At 71.6% G+C, this 17,903-nt stretch carries 18 protein-coding genes, 1 pseudogene and 1 riboswitch; of the genes and pseudogenes, 14 read left to right on the top strand and 5 right to left on the bottom strand.

Going from position 1 to position 17,903, the window contains the following annotated elements; all coding sequences use genetic code 11:
- The 3 genes from GTW67_RS14370 to GTW67_RS14360 form a co-directional block, all read left to right on the top strand.
- The coding region (locus GTW67_RS14370) for a DNA-processing protein DprA (RefSeq protein WP_161165206.1) at positions 1–838 on the top strand (838 nt) is incomplete at its 5' end.
- 286 nt (positions 839–1,124) lie between these two features.
- Entirely contained in the window at positions 1,125–1,967 is an 843-nt protein-coding gene (whiG, locus tag GTW67_RS14365) for an RNA polymerase sigma factor WhiG (protein ID WP_161165205.1), read from the top strand.
- Between the two features lie 128 nt (positions 1,968–2,095).
- A complete protein-coding gene (locus GTW67_RS14360; RefSeq protein ID WP_161165209.1) occupies positions 2,096–2,653 on the top strand; it encodes a TetR family transcriptional regulator in 558 nt (185 codons plus the stop codon).
- Positions 2,654–2,722: 69 nt separating this feature from the next.
- On the opposite strand, the gene GTW67_RS14355 is transcribed toward GTW67_RS14360, so the two are convergent.
- Positions 2,723–3,364 carry a murein hydrolase activator EnvC family protein gene (locus GTW67_RS14355; protein ID WP_202437218.1) on the bottom strand — a complete coding sequence of 214 codons (642 nt, stop codon included), beginning with the start codon at positions 3,362–3,364 and terminating at the stop codon, positions 2,723–2,725.
- Positions 3,365–3,634: 270 nt separating this feature from the next.
- On the opposite strand from GTW67_RS14355, the gene rpsB reads away from it, so the two are divergent.
- From rpsB to GTW67_RS14300, 11 genes are all read left to right on the top strand, one after another.
- Entirely contained in the window at positions 3,635–4,546 is a 912-nt protein-coding gene (gene rpsB / locus GTW67_RS14350) for a 30S ribosomal protein S2 (protein WP_161165203.1), read from the top strand.
- A 146-nt stretch (positions 4,547–4,692) separates the two neighbouring features.
- Entirely contained in the window at positions 4,693–5,529 is an 837-nt protein-coding gene (gene tsf / locus GTW67_RS14345) for a translation elongation factor Ts (protein WP_161165202.1), read from the top strand.
- Positions 5,530–5,735: 206 nt separating this feature from the next.
- A complete protein-coding gene (gene pyrH / locus GTW67_RS14340; RefSeq protein ID WP_161165201.1) occupies positions 5,736–6,497 on the top strand; it encodes a UMP kinase in 762 nt (253 codons plus the stop codon).
- A 181-nt stretch (positions 6,498–6,678) separates the two neighbouring features.
- Positions 6,679–7,236: a ribosome recycling factor gene (gene frr, locus GTW67_RS14335; RefSeq protein ID WP_014675285.1), complete on the top strand. Its 558-nt coding sequence runs from the start codon at positions 6,679–6,681 to the stop codon at positions 7,234–7,236.
- A 128-nt stretch (positions 7,237–7,364) separates the two neighbouring features.
- Positions 7,365–8,420, top strand: coding sequence for a phosphatidate cytidylyltransferase (locus GTW67_RS14330; RefSeq protein WP_524539781.1), 1,056 nt, complete (start codon positions 7,365–7,367; stop codon positions 8,418–8,420).
- Positions 8,421–8,632: 212 nt separating this feature from the next.
- Positions 8,633–8,809 (top strand): hypothetical protein, encoded by a 177-nt coding sequence (locus GTW67_RS14325; protein WP_161165200.1) that lies wholly within the window; start codon positions 8,633–8,635, stop codon positions 8,807–8,809.
- 44 nt (positions 8,810–8,853) lie between these two features.
- A complete protein-coding gene (gene rlmN / locus GTW67_RS14320) occupies positions 8,854–9,960 on the top strand; it encodes a dual-specificity RNA methyltransferase RlmN (RefSeq protein WP_161165199.1) in 1,107 nt (368 codons plus the stop codon).
- 36 nt (positions 9,961–9,996) lie between these two features.
- A riboswitch (TPP riboswitch) is annotated at positions 9,997–10,102 on the top strand.
- 79 nt (positions 10,103–10,181) lie between these two features.
- The gene (locus tag GTW67_RS14315) at positions 10,182–11,267 is read left to right on the top strand and encodes a thiamine ABC transporter substrate-binding protein (RefSeq protein ID WP_161165198.1); all 1,086 of its coding nucleotides are present in this window, start codon (positions 10,182–10,184) and stop codon (positions 11,265–11,267) included.
- Positions 11,268–11,335: 68 nt separating this feature from the next.
- Positions 11,336–12,934, top strand: coding sequence for an ABC transporter permease (locus GTW67_RS14310; protein WP_161165207.1), 1,599 nt, complete (start codon positions 11,336–11,338; stop codon positions 12,932–12,934).
- A 2-nt stretch (positions 12,935–12,936) separates the two neighbouring features.
- Positions 12,937–13,956 carry an ABC transporter ATP-binding protein gene (locus tag GTW67_RS14305; protein WP_161165197.1) on the top strand — a complete coding sequence of 340 codons (1,020 nt, stop codon included), beginning with the start codon at positions 12,937–12,939 and terminating at the stop codon, positions 13,954–13,956.
- A gap of 25 nt (positions 13,957–13,981) precedes the next feature.
- Positions 13,982–14,779, top strand: a complete 798-nt coding sequence (locus tag GTW67_RS14300; protein ID WP_161165196.1) for a maleylpyruvate isomerase family mycothiol-dependent enzyme — start codon at positions 13,982–13,984, stop codon at positions 14,777–14,779.
- Between the two features lie 61 nt (positions 14,780–14,840).
- Here the strand turns inward: GTW67_RS14300 and GTW67_RS14295 are convergent, their stop codons facing one another.
- The 4 genes and pseudogenes from GTW67_RS14295 to GTW67_RS14280 all read right to left on the bottom strand — a co-directional run.
- Positions 14,841–15,551: an LAETG motif-containing sortase-dependent surface protein gene (locus tag GTW67_RS14295; protein WP_161165195.1), complete on the bottom strand. Its 711-nt coding sequence runs from the start codon at positions 15,549–15,551 to the stop codon at positions 14,841–14,843.
- Positions 15,552–15,696: 145 nt separating this feature from the next.
- On the bottom strand, positions 15,697–16,773 hold the full coding sequence (locus GTW67_RS14290; RefSeq protein WP_346010655.1) for an LOG family protein: 1,077 nt from the start codon (positions 16,771–16,773) through the stop codon (positions 15,697–15,699).
- 128 nt (positions 16,774–16,901) lie between these two features.
- Positions 16,902–17,309, bottom strand: coding sequence for a VOC family protein (locus GTW67_RS14285; protein ID WP_161165193.1), 408 nt, complete (start codon positions 17,307–17,309; stop codon positions 16,902–16,904).
- 108 nt (positions 17,310–17,417) lie between these two features.
- Positions 17,418–17,903: pseudogene (locus GTW67_RS14280) on the bottom strand (hypothetical protein); the annotation flags it as partial.

Here is a 17,903-nt window from a genome sequence, read left to right as displayed (position 1 = left end):
GTGGGTGCGCGGCCGGCCCAGCCTGCGCATGTGGGCGCTGCGGTCGGTGGCGGTCGTGGGCGCCCGCGCCTGCACCGAGTACGGCGCCCACATGGCGGCCACCCTCGCCGCCGGCCTCGCCGAACGCGGCTGGGTCGTGGTGTCCGGCGGAGCCTACGGCGTCGACGGCGCCGCGCACCGGGGCGCCCTCGGCGCGGGCGGCGCCACCGCGGCCGTCCTCGCCTGCGGAGTCGACCGGCCCTACCCGCCCGGGCACACCGGGCTGATCACCAGGATCGCCGAGCAGGGACTGGTCGTCGGGGAACTGCCGCCGGGCGATCATCCGACACCGAGCCGATTCATCCTGCGCAACCGTGTGATCGCCGCGCTCACCCGGGGCACCGTCGTCGTCGAGGCCGCCCTCCGCAGCGGCTCGCTGGTCACCGCACGGGCGGCACAGCGCCTGGGCCGGCACACCATGGGAGTGCCCGGCCCCGCCACCAGCGGACTGTCCGCGGGAGTGCACGAACTGCTGCGCGGCGACGCCGTACTGGTCACCGACGCCGCGGACGTCGTCGAACTCGTCGGCGACATAGGTGAACTGGCCCCGGACCGGCGAGGCCCGGTGCTCCCCACCGACCTGCTGGAACCCCGGACCCGACAGGTGCTGGCAGGGCTCCCGGCGCGCGGCACGGCAACGGCGGCCGACGTCGCGCTCCGCGCACAGACCACGCAGGACGACGCGGTCGCGAGACTGTACGAGCTTCGAGCACTCGGTTACGTCGAACGACACGGCGACGGCTGGAAGTTGACACGCCAGGCGCTGATCTCGGTCCGCGGTGGCCGGAGCCCGTGCTGACCGAGCGTGTTCGGCCGTCCGGGGGAAGCCCGACGCCCTTGGGGTTTCCCGCAGTTGGGCGATCCGGGTGATCACGCTGAGCGATCGCCATCCCCCCTGGCGGGCGGTCAGCGGAACGTATCTGCGCACGACCCCCCGGCCGTTCTTCGCACACCGCGACAGTCCAGTCACGCTACGCTCACGAGGACCCCCACGCAGACAGGCGACACAGGCGACAACCAGACAGCATGACCGGCGGCCTCACCCCGGGCACACCACATCACGGCAGAACGGCACAAGGCGACGAATGCCCCAGCACACCTCCGGGTCCGACCGGGCGGCGCTCCCCCCAGCCGCCCGCGACGGTGGCAGCGTGCGACCCCCCGCCCCCTCGACGCTCGACGAGCTGTGGCGGTCGTACAAGGCGACGGGGGACGGGCGGCTCCGGGAACAGCTGATCCTGCACTACTCGCCCCTGGTGAAGTACGTGGCGGGCCGGGTGAGCGTGGGGCTCCCGCCCAACGTCGAGCAGGCGGACTTCGTCTCCTCCGGGGTGTTCGGGCTGATCGACGCGATCGAGAAGTTCGACGTCGACCGGGAGATCAAGTTCGAGACCTACGCGATCACCCGGATCCGGGGCGCGATGATCGACGAGCTGCGGGCGCTGGACTGGATCCCGCGGTCCGTGCGGCAGAAGGCGCGGAGCGTGGAGCGGGCCTACGCCACGTTGGAGGCGCGGCTGCGACGGACCCCGTCGGAGGGGGAGGTGGCCGGCGAGATGGGCATCGCCGTGGAGGACCTCCACGCGGTCTTCAGCCAGCTGTCGCTCGCCAACGTCGTGGCCCTGGAGGAGCTGCTGCACGCCGGCGGCGAGGGCGGGGACCGGCTCAGCCTCATGGACACCCTGGAGGACACCGCCGCCGACAACCCGGTGGAGGTCGCCGAGGACCGTGAACTGCGGCGCTTCCTGGCGCGGGCGATCAACACGCTGCCGGAACGCGAGAAGACCGTCGTCACCCTGTACTACTACGAGGGCCTCACCCTCGCCGAGATCGGCAACGTGCTGGGAGTGACCGAGAGCCGGGTCAGCCAGATCCACACCAAGTCCGTCCTGCAACTGCGCGCGAAGCTGGCGGCATTCGGCCGCTGACCTGGCCGTACGCACCCCGGTCGGTCGCGCCCACGGCCTTGGCGGCGCCCACGGACCCGGGTGGGTGACTCCCGTACGGCGGCACGCCTCCGTAAAGTGGTGACGTGCCAAGGATTCGAGCGGCCTCCGTGGCCGAGCACCGGTCGATGCAGCGTGCCGCCCTGCTGGACGCGGCACGCTCCCTGCTGTCCGACGGCGGGACGGAGGCGCTGACCTTCCCCGCCCTCGCGGAGCGGACGGGCCTCGCCCGTTCGTCCGTCTACGAGTACTTCCGGTCGCGTGCCGCGGTCGTCGAGGAGCTGTGCGCCGTCGACTTCCCCGTCTGGGCAGCGGAGGTCGAGGCGGCGATGGAGCGCGCGGCGACGCCCGAGGGCCGGGTCGAGGCGTATGTGCGCCGGCAGCTCGACCTGGTCGGTGACCGGCGGCACCGGGCCGTGGTGGCCATCTCCGCGAGCGAACTGGACGCCGGCGCCCGGGAGAAGATCCGGGCGGCGCACGGCGGCCTGGTCGCGATGATCGTCGAGGCGCTGGGCGAGATGGGGCACGAGCAGCCGCGGCTCGCGGCGATGCTGCTCCAGGGGGTCGTGGACGCGGCCGTGCGCCGGATCGAGCTCGGGGCGGCCGAGGAGCCGGCGGTGATCACGGAGGCGGCCGTCTCCATGGCGCTGCGAGGCGTCCGGGGCTGAGCCCTCCGGGGGCGTCGCGGTCCTCCGGTGCGCGTCAGCCACCCGGCGCTCTCACCCCGGTCGGGGCGCCTACGGCCGCGGCCCCGTAGGGAGTGGCACGCCCAGCACCGGCAGCAGTCTCGACGGGCCCGCGCTCAGCAGCCACGGCGGGAGCAGCGCGAGCGGGTTCAGATAGACGTCTCCTCTCAGCACACCCCAGTGCAGGCAGGCCGAGCAGTGGGAGCCCGTCGGCTCCACCGCACCCAGCACCTCGCCCGCAGCGACCTCGTCGCCCTCGCGGACCGACGCCCGCACCGGCTCGTACGTCGTCCGCAGCGGCGGGTCGCCCGTCCCCGTCAGTTCCAGCGAGACGACGCCTCTGCCCGCGACCCGTCCCGCGAAGGAGACCCTCCCCGCGGCCACCGCCCGCACGGCGGTCCCGGCCGGCGCGGCGAGGTCCACCCCGCGGTGCCCCGGGCCGTACGGCGTCGACGGAGGCTCCCAGCCCCGCACGACCGCCGGCCGGACGCCGACCGGCCAGCACCGGGCCACGGCCGGCACCACCGGATCCGGCTCCTGCCGCGGCCCCGCAACGGCGACCGCCACCGGCGAGGCCGGCACCACCGGCGTCACCCGCGGCGCCGGCCCTTCCGGTCGCGGCGGCCCCGGCGCCATGACGGCCAGCAGCATCGCCACCCACGTACACACACCCGCACATCGCCTCGCTCGCATGCGAGAACCGTCCCGCACCGGAGCCGGCCGCCGCCCGGGCCTGTGGACCACTCGCCGGTTGTGGACAGCTGCGTCACCCGGCGCCCCTCCGGTCCCGTACACTTCTGATGGCGATCCGGGTGACCGGGTCGACTTCGCACGCCCCGACACGAGGCCCGCAAAGGTCCGTGTCAGCGCCCCTCGGTCCCTTGTGGCAGGCGCATCCGGGCGTCAGGCGCGGGAGCCGTCCGGCTCGCGCGGCACAACCGAGAAACTCAAGGAGATACGGCCATGGCCGTCGTCACGATGCGGGAGCTGCTGGAGAGCGGCGTCCACTTCGGTCACCAGACCCGTCGTTGGAACCCGAAGATGAAGCGCTTCATCTTCACGGAGCGCAACGGCATCTACATCATCGACCTGCTCCAGTCGCTGTCGTACATCGACCGCGCCTACGAGTTCGTCAAGGAGACCGTCGCCCACGGCGGCACGGTCATGTTCGTCGGCACGAAGAAGCAGGCGCAGGAGGCCATCGCCGAGCAGGCCACCCGCGTCGGCATGCCCTACGTCAACCAGCGCTGGCTGGGCGGCATGCTCACCAACTTCTCGACCGTCTACAAGCGCCTCCAGCGCCTGAAGGAGCTCGAGCAGATCGACTTCGAGGACGTGGCCGCCTCCGGCCTCACCAAGAAGGAGCTGCTGGTCCTCTCCCGCGAGAAGGCCAAGCTGGAGAAGACCCTCGGCGGTATCCGCGAGATGTCCAAGGTGCCCAGCGCCGTCTGGATCGTGGACACCAAGAAGGAGCACATCGCGGTCGGCGAGGCCCGGAAGCTCAACATCCCGGTCGTCGCCATCCTCGACACCAACTGCGACCCCGACGAGGTCGACTACAAGATCCCGGGCAACGACGACGCGATCCGCTCCGTCACCCTGCTCACCCGCGTGATCGCCGACGCCGTCGCCGAGGGCCTCATCGCCCGCTCCGGTGTCGCCACCGAGGGCAAGGGCGACAAGGCCGCCGGCGAGCCGCTGGCCGCCTGGGAGCGCGACCTGCTCGAGGGTGAGAAGAAGGACGAGGCCGTCGAGGCCGCCGCCGAGACCCCCGCCCCCGACGCCAAGGTCTCCGAGGCCGTCGAGGAGGCCGCCACCGAGGTGGCCGCCACCGAGGCGCCCGCCACCGAGGTGGCCGAGGGCGAGCAGGCCTGACCCACGGTGCTGACGGCGGGGGCGGCATGAACCCCGCCCCCGCCGCTCACCCGTAGGCCGACATGACGCCCGCGATCCGGCCACGCCGATCGCGGGCCCGTGCGGATCTCCGATCTTTCAAGACTTCCAGAAAGACTCACAGACTCATGGCGAACTACACCGCCGCCGACGTCAAGAAGCTTCGTGAGCTCACCGGCGCCGGCATGATGGACTGCAAGAAGGCGCTGGACGAGGCCGAGGGCAACGTCGAGAAGGCCGTCGAGGCGCTCCGCATCAAGGGCCAGAAGGGCGTCGCCAAGCGCGAGGGCCGCTCTGCCGAGAACGGTGCCGTCGTCTCGATCATCTCCGACGACAACACCTCCGGTGTCCTGGTCGAGCTGAAGTGCGAGACGGACTTCGTCGCCAAGGGCGAGAAGTTCCAGAACGTCGCCAAGACCATCGCCGAGCACGTCGCCAAGGCCGCCCCGGCCGACCTGGAGGCCCTGCTCGCCTCCGAGATCGAGCCCGGCAAGACCGTCCAGGCGTACGTGGACGAGGCCAACGCCAACCTCGGCGAGAAGATCGTCCTGGACCGCTTCGCGCAGTTCTCCGGCGGCTTCGTGACCGCGTACATGCACCGCACGATGCCCGACCTGCCGCCGCAGATCGGTGTCCTCGTCGAGCTGGACAAGCCGAACGCCGAGATCGCCAAGGGCGTCGCCCAGCACATCGCCGCCTTCGCGCCGAAGTACCTCTCCAAGGAGGACGTCCCGGCCGAGGTCGTCGAGTCCGAGCGCCGCGTCGCCGAGGAGACCACCCGCGCCGAGGGCAAGCCCGAGGCCGCCCTGCCGAAGATCGTCGAGGGTCGCCTCAACGGCTTCTTCAAGGACGCCACGCTGCTCGGCCAGCCCTACGCCCTGGACAACAAGAAGTCCGTCCAGAAGGTGCTGGACGAGGCCGGTGTCACCCTGAAGCGCTTCTCGCGCATCAAGGTCGGCATCTGAGTCCGTACCGCGACGGACGCACGACCCCGGTAGGGTCGGCAGCAGTCGTCCGCGCCGTTGCCGTCTGCCGCTGTGCACCTGCGCGTGGCGGCGGACGACAGCAGATCTGACGAGGAGGCCATTGCCGCGTATGGGATGCGAAACCCGCCCCCGCCGGCAATGGCCTTCTTCGTGTGTGTGACCCACGTAAAAGAGGCGAGATCTCCATGACCACCACCAAGGCCGAGAAGAGCGACGACGACAAAGTACGCGGCCGCTTCATGCTGAAGCTGTCCGGGGAGGCCTTCTCCGGCGGTGGGGGCCTGGGCGTCGACCCCGACGTGGTGCACGCCATCGCCCGCGAGATCGCGGCCGTCGTCCGCGACGGCGCGCAGATCGCCGTCGTCATCGGCGGCGGCAACTTCTTCCGGGGCGCCGAGCTCCAGGTGCGCGGCATGGACCGCGCCCGCTCCGACTACATGGGCATGCTCGGTACCGTGATGAACTGCCTGGCCCTCCAGGACTTCCTGGAGAAGGAGGGCGTCGACTGCCGCGTGCAGACCGCCATCACCATGGGCCAGGTCGCCGAGCCGTACATCCCGCTGCGCGCCGTGCGCCACCTGGAGAAGGGCCGCGTGGTCATCTTCGGCGCCGGCATGGGCATGCCGTACTTCTCCACCGACACCACCGCCGCCCAGCGCGCCCTCGAGATCGACGCCGAGGCCCTGCTCATGGGCAAGAACGGCGTGGACGGGGTCTACGACTCCGACCCGAAGACCAACCCGGACGCCGTGAAGTTCGACGCGCTCGGATACGGCGAGGTCATCACCCGCGACCTGAAGGTCGCCGACGCCACCGCCGTCACGCTCTGCCGCGACAACAGCCTCCCGATCGTCGTCTTCGAGCTTCTGAAGGAGGGCAATATCGCCCGCGCCGTCAAGGGTGAGAAGATCGGCACGCTCGTGGGTGACCACGACAGCCGGGACTGACCGGAGAACCACCCCCTGTCCGCGGACGCCACCTGTCCGGGGGACGGACGGGACGGGGCCGGGCCGGGGGATGGACAATGTCCCACCGGTCGGGAACCGTGCAGGAAGAAGACGCGACGCAGCCGGCCGCAGCTCCGACAGGACCGCAGCCGGGCCTACTCAAGACACGCAGGAGCAAGTGGTGATCGAAGAGACCCTCCTCGAGGCCGAGGAGAAGATGGAGAAGGCCGTCGTGGTCGCCAAGGAGGACTTCGCCGCGATCCGCACCGGCCGTGCGCACCCGGCGATGTTCAACAAGATCGTGGCCGACTACTACGGCGCGCCGACGCCGATCAACCAGCTGGCCTCGTTCTCCGTGCCCGAGCCGCGCATGGCCGTGGTGACGCCGTTCGACAAGAGCGCCCTGCGCAACATCGAGCAGGCGATCCGGGACTCCGACCTGGGCGTCAACCCGAGCAACGACGGCAACATCATCCGGGTGGTGTTCCCCGAGCTCACCGAGGAGCGCCGCCGCGAGTACATCAAGGTCGCCAAGGGCAAGGGCGAGGACGCCAAGGTGTCCATCCGCTCCGTGCGCCGCAAAGCCAAGGACGCCATCGACAAGCTGATCAAGGACGGCGAGGTCGGCGAGGACGAGGGCCGCCGTGCGGAGAAGGAGCTCGACGACACCACCGCGAAGTACGTCGCCCAGGTGGACGAGCTCCTGAAGCACAAGGAAGCCGAACTGCTCGAGGTCTGATGAACGACTCTTCCTGGGGAGCGCCGCCACAAGCCGGGTACTGGGGGCCGTCCGACCAGGGGCCCCTCCAGAGGGCTGCTCCGGCGGGTCCCGCGTACGATGCGCACAGCGCGCAGCAGACTCGCCCCATGCCGATCGTGCCCGACGTACCCGAACACGGCGGAGCCCAGGACGACGACCGGGGGGCCGCTCGGCCGAGCGGCCCCTTGTTCCGGGACGAGGCGTTCCGAGACGAGCCGTTCCGCGACGACACGTACCGCGGCGAGACCCCGTCGGCACAGCCGTATGCGGCGGTGCCGCAGAATCCGGAGCCCATGCCCGACGCCCAGCAGCCGGCGCAGCCGCAGCCGCAGCCGCAGCCGCAGAAGAAGAGCGCGGGGCGCGACCTGGGTTCCGCGATAGGGGTCGGTGTCGGCCTCGGCGTGGTGATCATCGCGTCGCTGTTCTTCGTCAAGGCCGTCTTCGTCGGTGTCATCGCGGTGGCCGTCGTGGTGGGCCTGTGGGAGCTGACCACACGGCTCCAGGAGCGCAAGGGCATCAAGGCGCCGCTCGTGCCGCTCGCGATCGGCGGCGCGGCGATGGTGGTCGCCGGGTACGTGCGCGGCGCCGAGGGCGCGTGGGTGGCCATGGCGCTCACGGCGCTGGCGGTCCTGGTGTGGCGGATGACCGAGCCGCCCGAGGGCTACCTCAAGGACGTCACGGCGGGCCTGTTCGCAGCCTTCTACGTGCCGTTCCTGGCCACGTTCGTCGCCATGATGCTGATGGCCGACGACGGCCCGTGGCGCGTCCTGACCTTCCTGCTGCTGACCGTCGTCAGCGACACCGGGGCGTACGCGGTCGGCTGGCGCTTCGGCAAGACCAAGCTGGCCCCGCGCATCAGCCCCGGCAAGACCCGCGAGGGCCTGCTCGGAGCGGTCGCGTTCGCGATGGTGGCGGGCGCGCTGTGCATGCAGTTCCTGATCGACGGCGGCACCTGGTGGCAGGGCCTGCTGCTCGGCCTCGCCGTCGCGGTCAGCGCCACGCTGGGCGACCTCGGCGAGTCCATGATCAAGCGGGACCTCGGCATCAAGGACATGGGCACCCTGCTGCCGGGCCACGGCGGCATCATGGACCGCCTGGACTCCCTCCTGCCGACGGCTCCGGTGGTGTGGCTGTTGTTGGTCGTCTTCGTCGGCTCGGGGTGAGTGCAGGCCACGGCGCCATGCAGCGGTAGCCGCAAGTCGATACAGCATGGACCGTTTGGACTCCCTCCTGCCGACGGCCCCGGTGGTGTGGCTGTTGTTGGTCGTCTTTGTCGGGTCGGGCTGAGCGTCGCAGTCTTGGTGAACGGCCTCCGCCCGAACGGGGCGGGGGCCGTTCTCTTATGCGGCGCCCAGTGATCGTCTAAGGTCGCGCCATGGCGCAGGCGAGGCGGGGAGACGACGGCAGGTACCACGGCGACCTGCCGTGTGTGTGGTGTGACGCCCTGCTCGACCAGAAGGGCCGGCGCAGAGTGCGCCGCTACTGCGGACCGTGGCACCGCACGAAGCAGTACGCCAGCACCGTCGTCGCCCTGGTCGCGGGCCTGTTCTGAGGGCGGCCGGGGCACCCGAGTGGATCTGCGACACTGGGAAGGTCATGCCTAAGCCCGGAGAACTCACATTCGTCGCCCCGCGCGGAGTCAAGAAGCCGCCGCGGCATCTCGCCGATCTCACGCCTGCCGAGCGCAAGGAGGCCGTCGCCGCGATCGGTGAGAAGCCGTTCCGTGCGAAGCAGCTCTCGCAGCACTACTTCGCGCGGTACGCGCACGACCCCGAGCAGTGGACCGACATCCCCGCCGGCTCCCGCGAGGGGCTGCGGGAGGCGCTGCTGCCCGAGCTGATGTCGGTCGTCCGGCATCTGTCGACCAACCAGGGCACCACCCGCAAGACGCTGTGGAAGATGTTCGACGGGACGCTCGTCGAGTCCGTGCTCATGCGCTACCCGGACCGGGTGACCATGTGCATCAGCTCCCAGGCCGGCTGCGGCATGAACTGCCCCTTCTGCGCCACCGGACAGGCCGGGCTCGACCGGAATCTGTCCACCGCCGAGATCGTGCACCAGATCGTGGACGGCATGCGGGCGCTCAGGGACGGGGAGGTCCCCGGTGGTCCGGCGCGGCTGAGCAACATCGTCTTCATGGGGATGGGCGAGCCGCTCGCCAACTACAACCGGGTCGTGGGGGCCATCCGCCGGCTCACCGACCCCGAGCCCGACGGGCTGGGGCTGTCCCAGCGCGGCATCACCGTGTCGACCGTCGGTCTCGTGCCCGCGATCCACCGGTTCGCCGACGAGGGCTTCAAGTGCCGCCTCGCCATCTCCCTGCACGCCCCCGACGACGAGCTGCGCGACACCCTCGTCCCCGTCAACACGCGCTGGAAGGTGCGTGAGGTGCTGGACGCCGGGTTCGAGTACGCGGCGAAGTCCGGGCGCCGGCTGTCCATCGAGTACGCGCTGATCCGGGACATCAACGACCAGGCGTGGCGCGGCGACCGGCTCGGGCGGCTGCTCAAGGGCAAGCCGGTGCACGTCAACCTCATCCCGCTCAACCCGACGCCGGGCTCGAAGTGGACCGCCTCGCGGCCCGAGGACGAGAAGGCGTTCGTCGCGGCGATCGAGGCGCACGGTGTGCCGGTGACCGTCCGGGACACCCGTGGACAGGAGATCGACGGGGCGTGTGGTCAGCTCGCCGCGAGCGAGCGGTAATCTGACCGGCGTACATCCGTACGGCAGTACATCTTCATATTCCGACAGGGGAGCGCCACAGCGCTGAGAGTGCGGCACCGGCCGCAGACCCTCCGAACCTGGCCCAGGTCATTCTGGGTAGGGAGATCGGTCATCACTCGAGCTGTTGCGCCCTGCCCGGGTCCCTCGCCAGGGGTCCCGGGCGGGGCCGCGTCTTCTCCTGGTAACCCAGGAGGAATTCCGTGAGCATCACCAAGAAGGCCAGTGCCCTGGCCGTCGGGCTCGGTCTCGTCGGCGGTCTGGCCGCCTGCGGGTCGTCGTCCGGCGACGACCAGGGGTCCGGCGGTTCCAAGACCGTGACCCTCGTCAGCCACGACTCGTGGGCCGCGTCCAAGAGCGTCATCGCGGACTTCGAGAAGAGCTCCGGCTACAAGGTCAGGGTCCTGGAGGACGGCGACGCCGGTCAGGCCGTCAACAAGGCCGTCCTCACCAAGGACAACCCGCAGGGCGACGTCTTCTTCGGCGTCGACAACACGCTCCTGTCGCGGGCGCTGGACAACGGGCTGTTCCAGCCGTACGAGCCCAAGGGCTCCGACATGATCCTGCCCCAGTACCGGGTCGACCAGGACGAGCACCGCGTCACGCCCATCGACACCGGCGAGATCTGCGTCAACTACGACAAGGCGTACTTCAGCAAGCACAAGCTGACCCCGCCCGACTCCTTCGACGACCTCGTCAAGCCGGAGTACAAGAACCTCCTCGTCACCGAGGACGCCGGCGGCTCCTCGCCCGGCCTCGGCTTCCTGCTGGGCACCGCCGCCAAGTACGGCGACGCCGGCTGGGAGGGCTACTGGAAGAAGCTGAAGGCCAACGGCGTCAAGGTCGTCGACAGCTGGGAGCAGGCCTACAACGAGGAGTTCTCCGGCTCCTCCGGCGGCAAGAAGGCCAAGGGCGACCGTCCGCTCGTCGTCTCCTACGCCTCCTCGCCGCCCGCCGAGGTGATCTACGCCGACCCGAAGCCGGCCACCGCGCCCACCGGCGTCGCCACCGGTACCTGCTTCCGCCAGGTCGAGTACGCGGGTCTGCTGAGCAACGCGAAGAACACCGAGGGCGGCAAGGCGCTGCTGGACTTCCTGATCAGCAAGGAGTTCCAGGACGACATGCCGCTGAACATGTTCGTCTACCCGGTGCGCGAGGCCGCCCAGGTGCCGCCGGAGTTCGTGAAGTACGGGCCGCAGGCGAAGAACCCGGGGACCCTCGACCCGAAGAAGATCGCCGACAACCGTGACCAGTGGGTCAAGTCGTGGACCTCGCTCCTCCTGAAGTGACGGAGGCGGCCAAGGCCGACCGCTCCGCCGGCACCCGGCGGCGCGGCGGCGCGGCGCGGCTGGCCCTGATGGCCGGTCCCGTCGCGTTCTTCGCGGTCTTCTTCGCCTACCCCGTCGTCGCGATCGTCGAGCGCGGACTGGAGGTCGACGGGGTCTGGCAGTTCGGACGGATCTGGGACGTCCTCGCCCAGTCCGACGTCCGGCACGTGCTGTGGTTCACCACCTGGCAGGCGCTCGCCTCCACCGCGCTCACCCTGCTGATCGCCCTGCCCGGCGCGTACGTCTTCGCCCGCCTCGACTTCCCCGGCAAGCAGCTGCTGCGGGCCGTGGTGACCGTGCCGTTCGTGCTGCCGACGGTCGTCGTGGGCACCGCGTTCCTGGCGCTCGTCGGCCGGGGCGGACTGCTCGACGAGCTGTGGGGCGTACGGCTGGACACCACCGTGTGGGCCATCCTGCTCGCGCACGTCTTCTTCAACTACGCCGTCGTCGTCCGCACCGTCGGCGGGCTGTGGGCGCAGCTCGACCCGCGCCAGGAGGAGGCGGCGCGGATGCTCGGCGCGTCTCCGCTGCGGGCCTGGCGGCGGGTCACCCTGCCGGCGCTCGGGCCCGCCGTGGCCGCCGCCGCGCTGATGGTGTTCCTGTTCACCTTCACCTCCTTCGGCGTCGTCCAGATCCTCGGGGGACCCACCTTCTCCACCCTGGAGGTGGAGATCTACCGGCAGACCTCGCAGCTCTTCGACCTGTCCACGGCCGCCGTGCTGACGCTGATCCAGTTCGCGGCGGTCTGCGCCATCCTCGCCGTGCACGCCTGGACGGTACGGCGGCGCGAGACGGCCCTCAGACTGGTGGACGCCTCCCGCACCGCGCGCCGGCCGCGCGGGACCGGGCAGTGGGCGCTGCTCGCGGGCGTGCTCGTCACCATCGCCCTCCTCGTCGTGCTGCCGCTCGCCGTGCTGGTCCAGCGGTCCTTCGGCGGCGGCCTCGGCTACTACCGCGCGCTGACCCGCGAGGACGGCGGCACCTTCCTCGTCCCCCCCATCGAGGCGGTCGGCAACTCCCTCCAGTACGCCCTCGCCGCCACCGCCGTCGCCGTGGTCGTCGGCGGTCTGGCGGCGGCCGCGCTCACCCGGCGCGACGCGGGCCGCCTGGTGCGCGGCTTCGACGCGCTGCTGATGCTGCCGCTCGGGGTGTCCGCCGTGACGGTCGGCTTCGGGTTCCTGATCGCGCTGGACGAACCCCCGCTGGACCTCAGGTCCTCCTGGATCCTGGTGCCGCTCGCCCAGGCGCTGGTCGGCGTCCCCTTCGTCGTACGGACCATGCTGCCGGTGCTGCGGGCGGTGGACGTACGGCTGCGGGAGGCCGCGGCGGTGCTCGGGGCGTCGCCGTGGCGGGTGTGGCGGGAGGTCGACCTGCCGATGGTGCGGCGGGCGCTGCTGATCGCCGCCGGGTTCGCCTTCGCCGTGTCGCTGGGCGAGTTCGGGGCGACCGTGTTCATCGCGCGGCCCGACAACCCGACGCTGCCGGTCGCCGTGGCCCGGCTGCTGGGGCGGCCCGGGGACATGAACTACGGGCAGGCGATGGCCCTGTCGACGATTCTGATGGTGGTGTGCGCCGTGGCCCTCGTGGTGCTGGAGCGGCTGCGGACCGACCGGAGCGGGGAGTTCTAGCGATGCTGCTGAGTCTGCGGGACGCGACCGTCCTCTTCGGGCGGCAGCCCGTGCTTGACGCCGTCGACCTCGATGTCGCCGAGCACGAGGTCGTGTGCGTGCTGGGCCCCAGCGGCAGCGGCAAGTCGACGCTGCTGCGCGCGGTCGCCGGCCTTCAGCGGCTCGACGCCGGGCGCGTGGTGCTGGACGGGCGCGACCAGTCCGGGGTGCCCGCGCACAAGCGCGGGGTGGGGCTGATGTTCCAGGACCACCAGCTGTTCCCGCAGCGGGACGTGGCCGGGAACATCGCCTTCGGGCCGCGGATGCGCGGCGCGTCGCGGGCCCGGCAGCAGGAGGCCGTGCGGGAACTGCTGGAGCTGGTCGGGCTGCCGGGTGCCGCCCGCCGCTCCGTCGCCGCGCTCTCCGGCGGTGAGCAGCAGCGGGTGGCGCTGGCCCGGGCGCTGGCGCCCCGGCCCCGGCTGCTGATGCTGGACGAGCCGCTCGGCCAGCTCGACCGCTCGCTGCGGGAGCGCCTGGTGGTGGAACTGCGGGAGCTGTTCGGCCTGCTCGGCACCACCGTGCTCGCCGTGACGCACGACCAGTCGGAGGCCTTCGCGCTCGCCGACCGGGTGGTGGTGATGCGGGACGGGCGGATCGCCCAGGAGGGCACGCCGCTCCAGGTGTGGCAGCGGCCGGCGGACGCCTTCGTGGCCCGCTTCCTCGGCTTCGACAACGTGGCCGAGGCCACCGTCACCGGGCAGGTCGCCGTGACCCCCTGGGGCAAGGTGCCGGTCCCCGAGGACTCGCCCCAGGGCGCCCGGACGGTGCTCGTGCGGCCCGCCGGGGTACGGATCGTCCCCGCCGACGACGGCCTGCGCTGCACGGTCGCCGCCCGCACCTTCCGCGGCACCCACGTCGCCGTGCACCTCCAGCCCCAGGGCGCGCCGCGCCTGGAGGTGGCGTGCGCGCTGCGGGCGGCCCCGGAGGTCGGGGACACGGTCGGGGTGGAGTTCGACGGGGAGGAAATCGTGGTGCTCGGATGATCGTCCCGCTTCTACGATGCGGACCATGACGTCACTGGCACACGAGCGGTACTGCGACGAGATCGCCCACCAGGTCGGGCAGTTGAGGGACCTGGTGACCTCCGGCACCGACCTCTCCGCCACCGTCCCGACCTGCCCGGACTGGTCCCTGGAGGATCTGGTCCGGCACACGGGAGGCGCCCTGCGCTGGGTGGACCTCCTGGTGCGGACCCGGGCCGAGGAGAACATCCCCGACGAGCAGGTGCCGGGCATCGCCGGCCCCGGCGCCCGGGGCGACGCCGCCGCGCTGGGCGCCTGGCTGGCCGAGTCGGGCGAGGCGGTCGTCGGCGCGCTGCGCGAGGCCGGGCCGGACGCGAAGGTGTGGTCGTGGGGCGAGCGGCACGACGCGGGCTTCTGGGCGCGCCGGATGACGCACGAGGTCACCGTCCACCGCGCGGACGCGGTACTCACCGCCGGACAGCCCTACGGGGTCGCGCCGGACGTGGCCGCCGACGCGATCGACGAATGGCTGGAGATCGTGGAGTTCGTGCAGCGGACCGGCACGGACCCCGAGGCGAACGAACTGCGCGGACCCGGCCGGAGCATCCACCTGCACGCCACCGACGCCGCTCCGGAACTGAACGCCGAATGGCTGATCGAACTCGGCGAGGACGGCCTCACCTGGCGGCGCGGCCACGAGAAGGCGACCGTCGCCCTCCGGGGGCCCCTGACGGACGTCCTGCTCGCCTTCTACCGCAGGCTGCCGCCGGACGCCCCCGGCCTGGAGGTGCTCGGCGAGCGGGAGTTGCTGGAGTTCTGGCTGGAGCGGGCGTCGTTCGGCTGACACGGCGACGGCCCGCCCCCGGCCGGGGACGGGCCACCGTTCGTACGAGATCTGCGGGACGTCAGCGGCTGCTGTTCGCCCCGCGACGGCGCAGGCCGAAGAAGACCGCGCCGCCACCGACGACGACCAGGGCCGCCGCGATGCCGACGATCATGCCGGTGTTGGAGTTCGCACCGGTCTCGGCGAGGTTGGACTCACCGGCCGCCGGGGACGGGGCGCTGCTCGGCACGGCCGCCGGGGCGGTGCTCTCGCTCTGGGAGGGCGCGGGGGCCGACGTCGACGGGGCCGGGGCCGGCGTCTCCGTCTCCTCGGCCGGGGCGGACGAGCTCTGCGAGGGGGTCGGGGACGGCGTGTCCTCGGTCTTGCAGGCGGTCGCCGGGGTGACGAGGTTCGGCTTGATGTCCTCGTCGACGTAGCCGCCGGCCTTGACGTGGATGCGGTACTCGGCGTTCGGCTTCCAGTCCGCGGCGAAGGTGATGGTGCTGCCCTCGCGCGAGCCCTTGACCACCTGCTCGTCGATCTTCTGCGCGTCGCCGCCGTTGTTCTCCAGGTACACGGTGACGGTGGCGGGGATGCCGGCGGGGTCCACGTCGGTGACGGTGATGACTCCCTTGTCGCCGTCGCACTTGGCGGCGGCGGAGAACTCGCCGATGTTGCAGGCGACGGCGTTGCCGGCGGCGCCGATCGCGAGGGCCGCCGTTGCCGAGGCGACGCCGAGGGCACGGACGCTACGGCGGGACGCCGTGCGGCTGAGTATGGACAGGACTGCCACGTTTTTCCTTTACGGGAAGCGCGGATGCGGGGGGTGAAGAGGGTGCTGACGTCATCAGCACACCCACGAGCCTCACTGGTCTATAAGCGGGCCATAAGAAGTGTCAACGCATATGCCGGTCAAGGGCGTTGGCTTTGCTCTCTTATTAACCGCCGAGACGTTTCAGCGCCTCGGGAGCCTCCTCGATCCGGTCCACCAGCGCGATCCGGGCCTGCATGGACCGCCCCTCGGCCAGCGACGTCAGCAGCGGCCAGGCCGGCAGCGTCCGCGTCCAGTGCTCCCGGTCCACGAGCACCATGGGGGTGGGCTCGCCCCGCGACTCGTAGTAGTTGGGCGTCGCGTTGTCGAAGATCTCCTGTACGGTGCCGGCGGCGCCCGGCAGGAACACCACGCCCGCGGTCGAGCGGGCCAACAGGCCGTCCTCCCGCGTGGCGTTGGCGAAGTACTTGGCGATGTGCGCGGCGAAGGCGTTCGGCGGCTCGTGGCCGTAGAACCAGGTCGGGACGCCGACCGAGGCACCGCCGCCGGGCCAGCGCTCACGCACCTCGAAGGCGGAGCGCGCCCAGTCGGTGACCGACGGCGTGAACGAGGCGACCTTTCCGAGGAGCAGCAGGGCCTCGTCCAGCATGCCGTCGCGGAACGGGGCGGCGTAGGCGCCGAGGTTCGCGGCCTCCATCGCGCCGGGTCCGCCGCCGGTGGCCACCGTGAATCCGGCGCGGGCCAGTTCGCGCCCCAGACGCGCGGCGCCCGCGTAGGCGCCGGTGCCGCGGGCCATGGCGTGGCCGCCCATGACGCCCACCACCCGTGCGCCGGCGAGGAGTTCGTCGACCGCGTCCGAGACCGCGTCGTCGTGGACGGCGCGCAGCATGGACGCGAAGACGTCCCCGTCCGCCCTGGTCCGCTGGAACCAGTCGTAGGCGAGCGCGTCGGGTGTCGCCTCGTAGCCGCCGTCGAGGGAGGCGTACAACTCGTCGGGGGAGTAGACGTGTCCGCGGTACGGGTCGAAGGGCAGACCCGGTATCGGCGGGAAGACCAGGGCCCCGGCGGCGCGCACCCGGGCCGCCGCCTCGGGGGCCATCGGGCAGCCGAGGAACACGGCGCCCGTGGGGTCCGCGGAGAGGAGGGCGTCCGTACGGGCCGTCAGGTCGACGGCCTGGACGCGGTAGTGGGCGAGGGTGCCGTGTGCGGAGACGACCTCGTCGAACTCGGCGAGGGTCTCTATCTCCCGGTCGTGCGAGGCGTGGTGGGACTGCGCCTGGGAGGGGGACGGGGTCGGGGAGGGCGGCTGCGGGTGGGCCTGGGGCCGGGCGGGTGTCGGATCCACCCGCCCATGCTAGGTCCGCGGCCCGGTCAGCCCTCGATGGCCGCCGGGTCCATCCACGCGACCTCCCAGGTGTGGCCGTCGAGGTCGTCGAAGGCCCTGCCGTACATGAAGCCGTGGTCCTGGGTCTCGCCGGAGACCGAACCGCCCGCGGCGACCGCCTTCTCCACCAGCTCGTCGACCTTCTCGCGGCTCTCCGCGCTCAGCGCGATGAGTACCTCGCTGGACTTCGTCGAGTCCACGATCTCCTTCTTCGTGAACTGGGCGTACTTCTCCTTGGACAGGAGCATCACGATGATCGTGTCGCTGATCACGACCGAGGCGGTGCTCTCGTCGCTGAACTGCGCGTTGATGGTGTAGCCGAGCTCCGTGAAGAACTTCTTCGAGGCGTCGATGTCGTTCGTCGCCAGGTTCACGAAGATCATCTGCTGGTACATGGGGCCTCTCCCGTCGGTGCCGTGCTGGTGTCGTGCCGTTCGCAGGGTTGGACGGGAGGGCGGGGCGGAACTCATCGGCGGTCCGGAAGAAACTTCGGGGGATGTTCTTCAGCGGGCCAGGGGCAGTGCGGCGAGGGCCGCGACGAGCAGGGTGAGCGGGCCGAAGAGGGCGAGCAGTGCGGCGGCCCGTACGGCGGCGGCGGCGCGCAGCGTCGAACGGGGCGCGCCGAGGCGCAGCAGCGCGGAGGTGGTGTCGGTGCGGGTGTGCTTGGCCTCGACGGCCGCGGTGAGGAGGGTGGCCACCGTGGCGCCGGCCACGACCAGGGCGCCGAGGGTGCCCAGGGGGTGGGCGGCGGGGCCGTCCTCGCCGTACAGCGTCACCGCCGCGTAGGCCGCGGAGGCCACGGCGCAGACGATGCCGAGGGGGCGGCCGATGCGGCTCGACTCCTCCATGAGGACGCGGCCGGCGAGCAGGCGCAGGGCGCCGGGGCGGGCGGCCTGGAGGAGACGGCCGCAGAGGTGGGTGAGGCCGGGGCCGGCGAGCGCGAGGCCGAGGGCGGTCAGGGTCCAGCCGAGGAGGGTGCCGGCGGTGGG

It is taken from the genome of Streptomyces sp. SID5910, from assembly GCF_009862125.1.
Taxonomy (GTDB): Bacteria; Actinomycetota; Actinomycetes; order Streptomycetales; family Streptomycetaceae; genus Streptomyces.
Note: the sequence above shows the minus strand (reverse complement) of the source record. Positions and strands in the feature narration are given on the sequence as shown.

Excerpts from the sequence above, each read along its gene's own strand:
- GTW67_RS14305 (WP_161165197.1), top strand. The coding sequence starts at position 12,937 with ATGCTGCTGAGTCTGCGGGACGCGACCGTCCTCTTCGGGCGGCAGCCC.
- tsf (WP_161165202.1), top strand. The coding sequence starts at position 4,693 with ATGGCGAACTACACCGCCGCCGACGTCAAGAAGCTTCGTGAGCTCACC.
- pyrH (WP_161165201.1), top strand. The coding sequence starts at position 5,736 with ATGACCACCACCAAGGCCGAGAAGAGCGACGACGACAAAGTACGCGGC.
- GTW67_RS14325 (WP_161165200.1), top strand. The coding sequence starts at position 8,633 with ATGGCGCAGGCGAGGCGGGGAGACGACGGCAGGTACCACGGCGACCTG.
- GTW67_RS14285 (WP_161165193.1), bottom strand. The coding sequence starts at position 17,309 with ATGTACCAGCAGATGATCTTCGTGAACCTGGCGACGAACGACATCGAC.
- GTW67_RS14310 (WP_161165207.1), top strand. The coding sequence starts at position 11,336 with ATGGCCGGTCCCGTCGCGTTCTTCGCGGTCTTCTTCGCCTACCCCGTC.
- GTW67_RS14330 (WP_524539781.1), top strand. The coding sequence starts at position 7,365 with ATGCCGATCGTGCCCGACGTACCCGAACACGGCGGAGCCCAGGACGAC.
- rpsB (WP_161165203.1), top strand. The coding sequence starts at position 3,635 with ATGGCCGTCGTCACGATGCGGGAGCTGCTGGAGAGCGGCGTCCACTTC.
- whiG (WP_161165205.1), top strand. The coding sequence starts at position 1,125 with ATGCCCCAGCACACCTCCGGGTCCGACCGGGCGGCGCTCCCCCCAGCC.
- rlmN (WP_161165199.1), top strand. The coding sequence starts at position 8,854 with ATGCCTAAGCCCGGAGAACTCACATTCGTCGCCCCGCGCGGAGTCAAG.
- GTW67_RS14300 (WP_161165196.1), top strand. The coding sequence starts at position 13,982 with ATGACGTCACTGGCACACGAGCGGTACTGCGACGAGATCGCCCACCAG.
- GTW67_RS14355 (WP_202437218.1), bottom strand. The coding sequence starts at position 3,364 with ATGCGAGCGAGGCGATGTGCGGGTGTGTGTACGTGGGTGGCGATGCTG.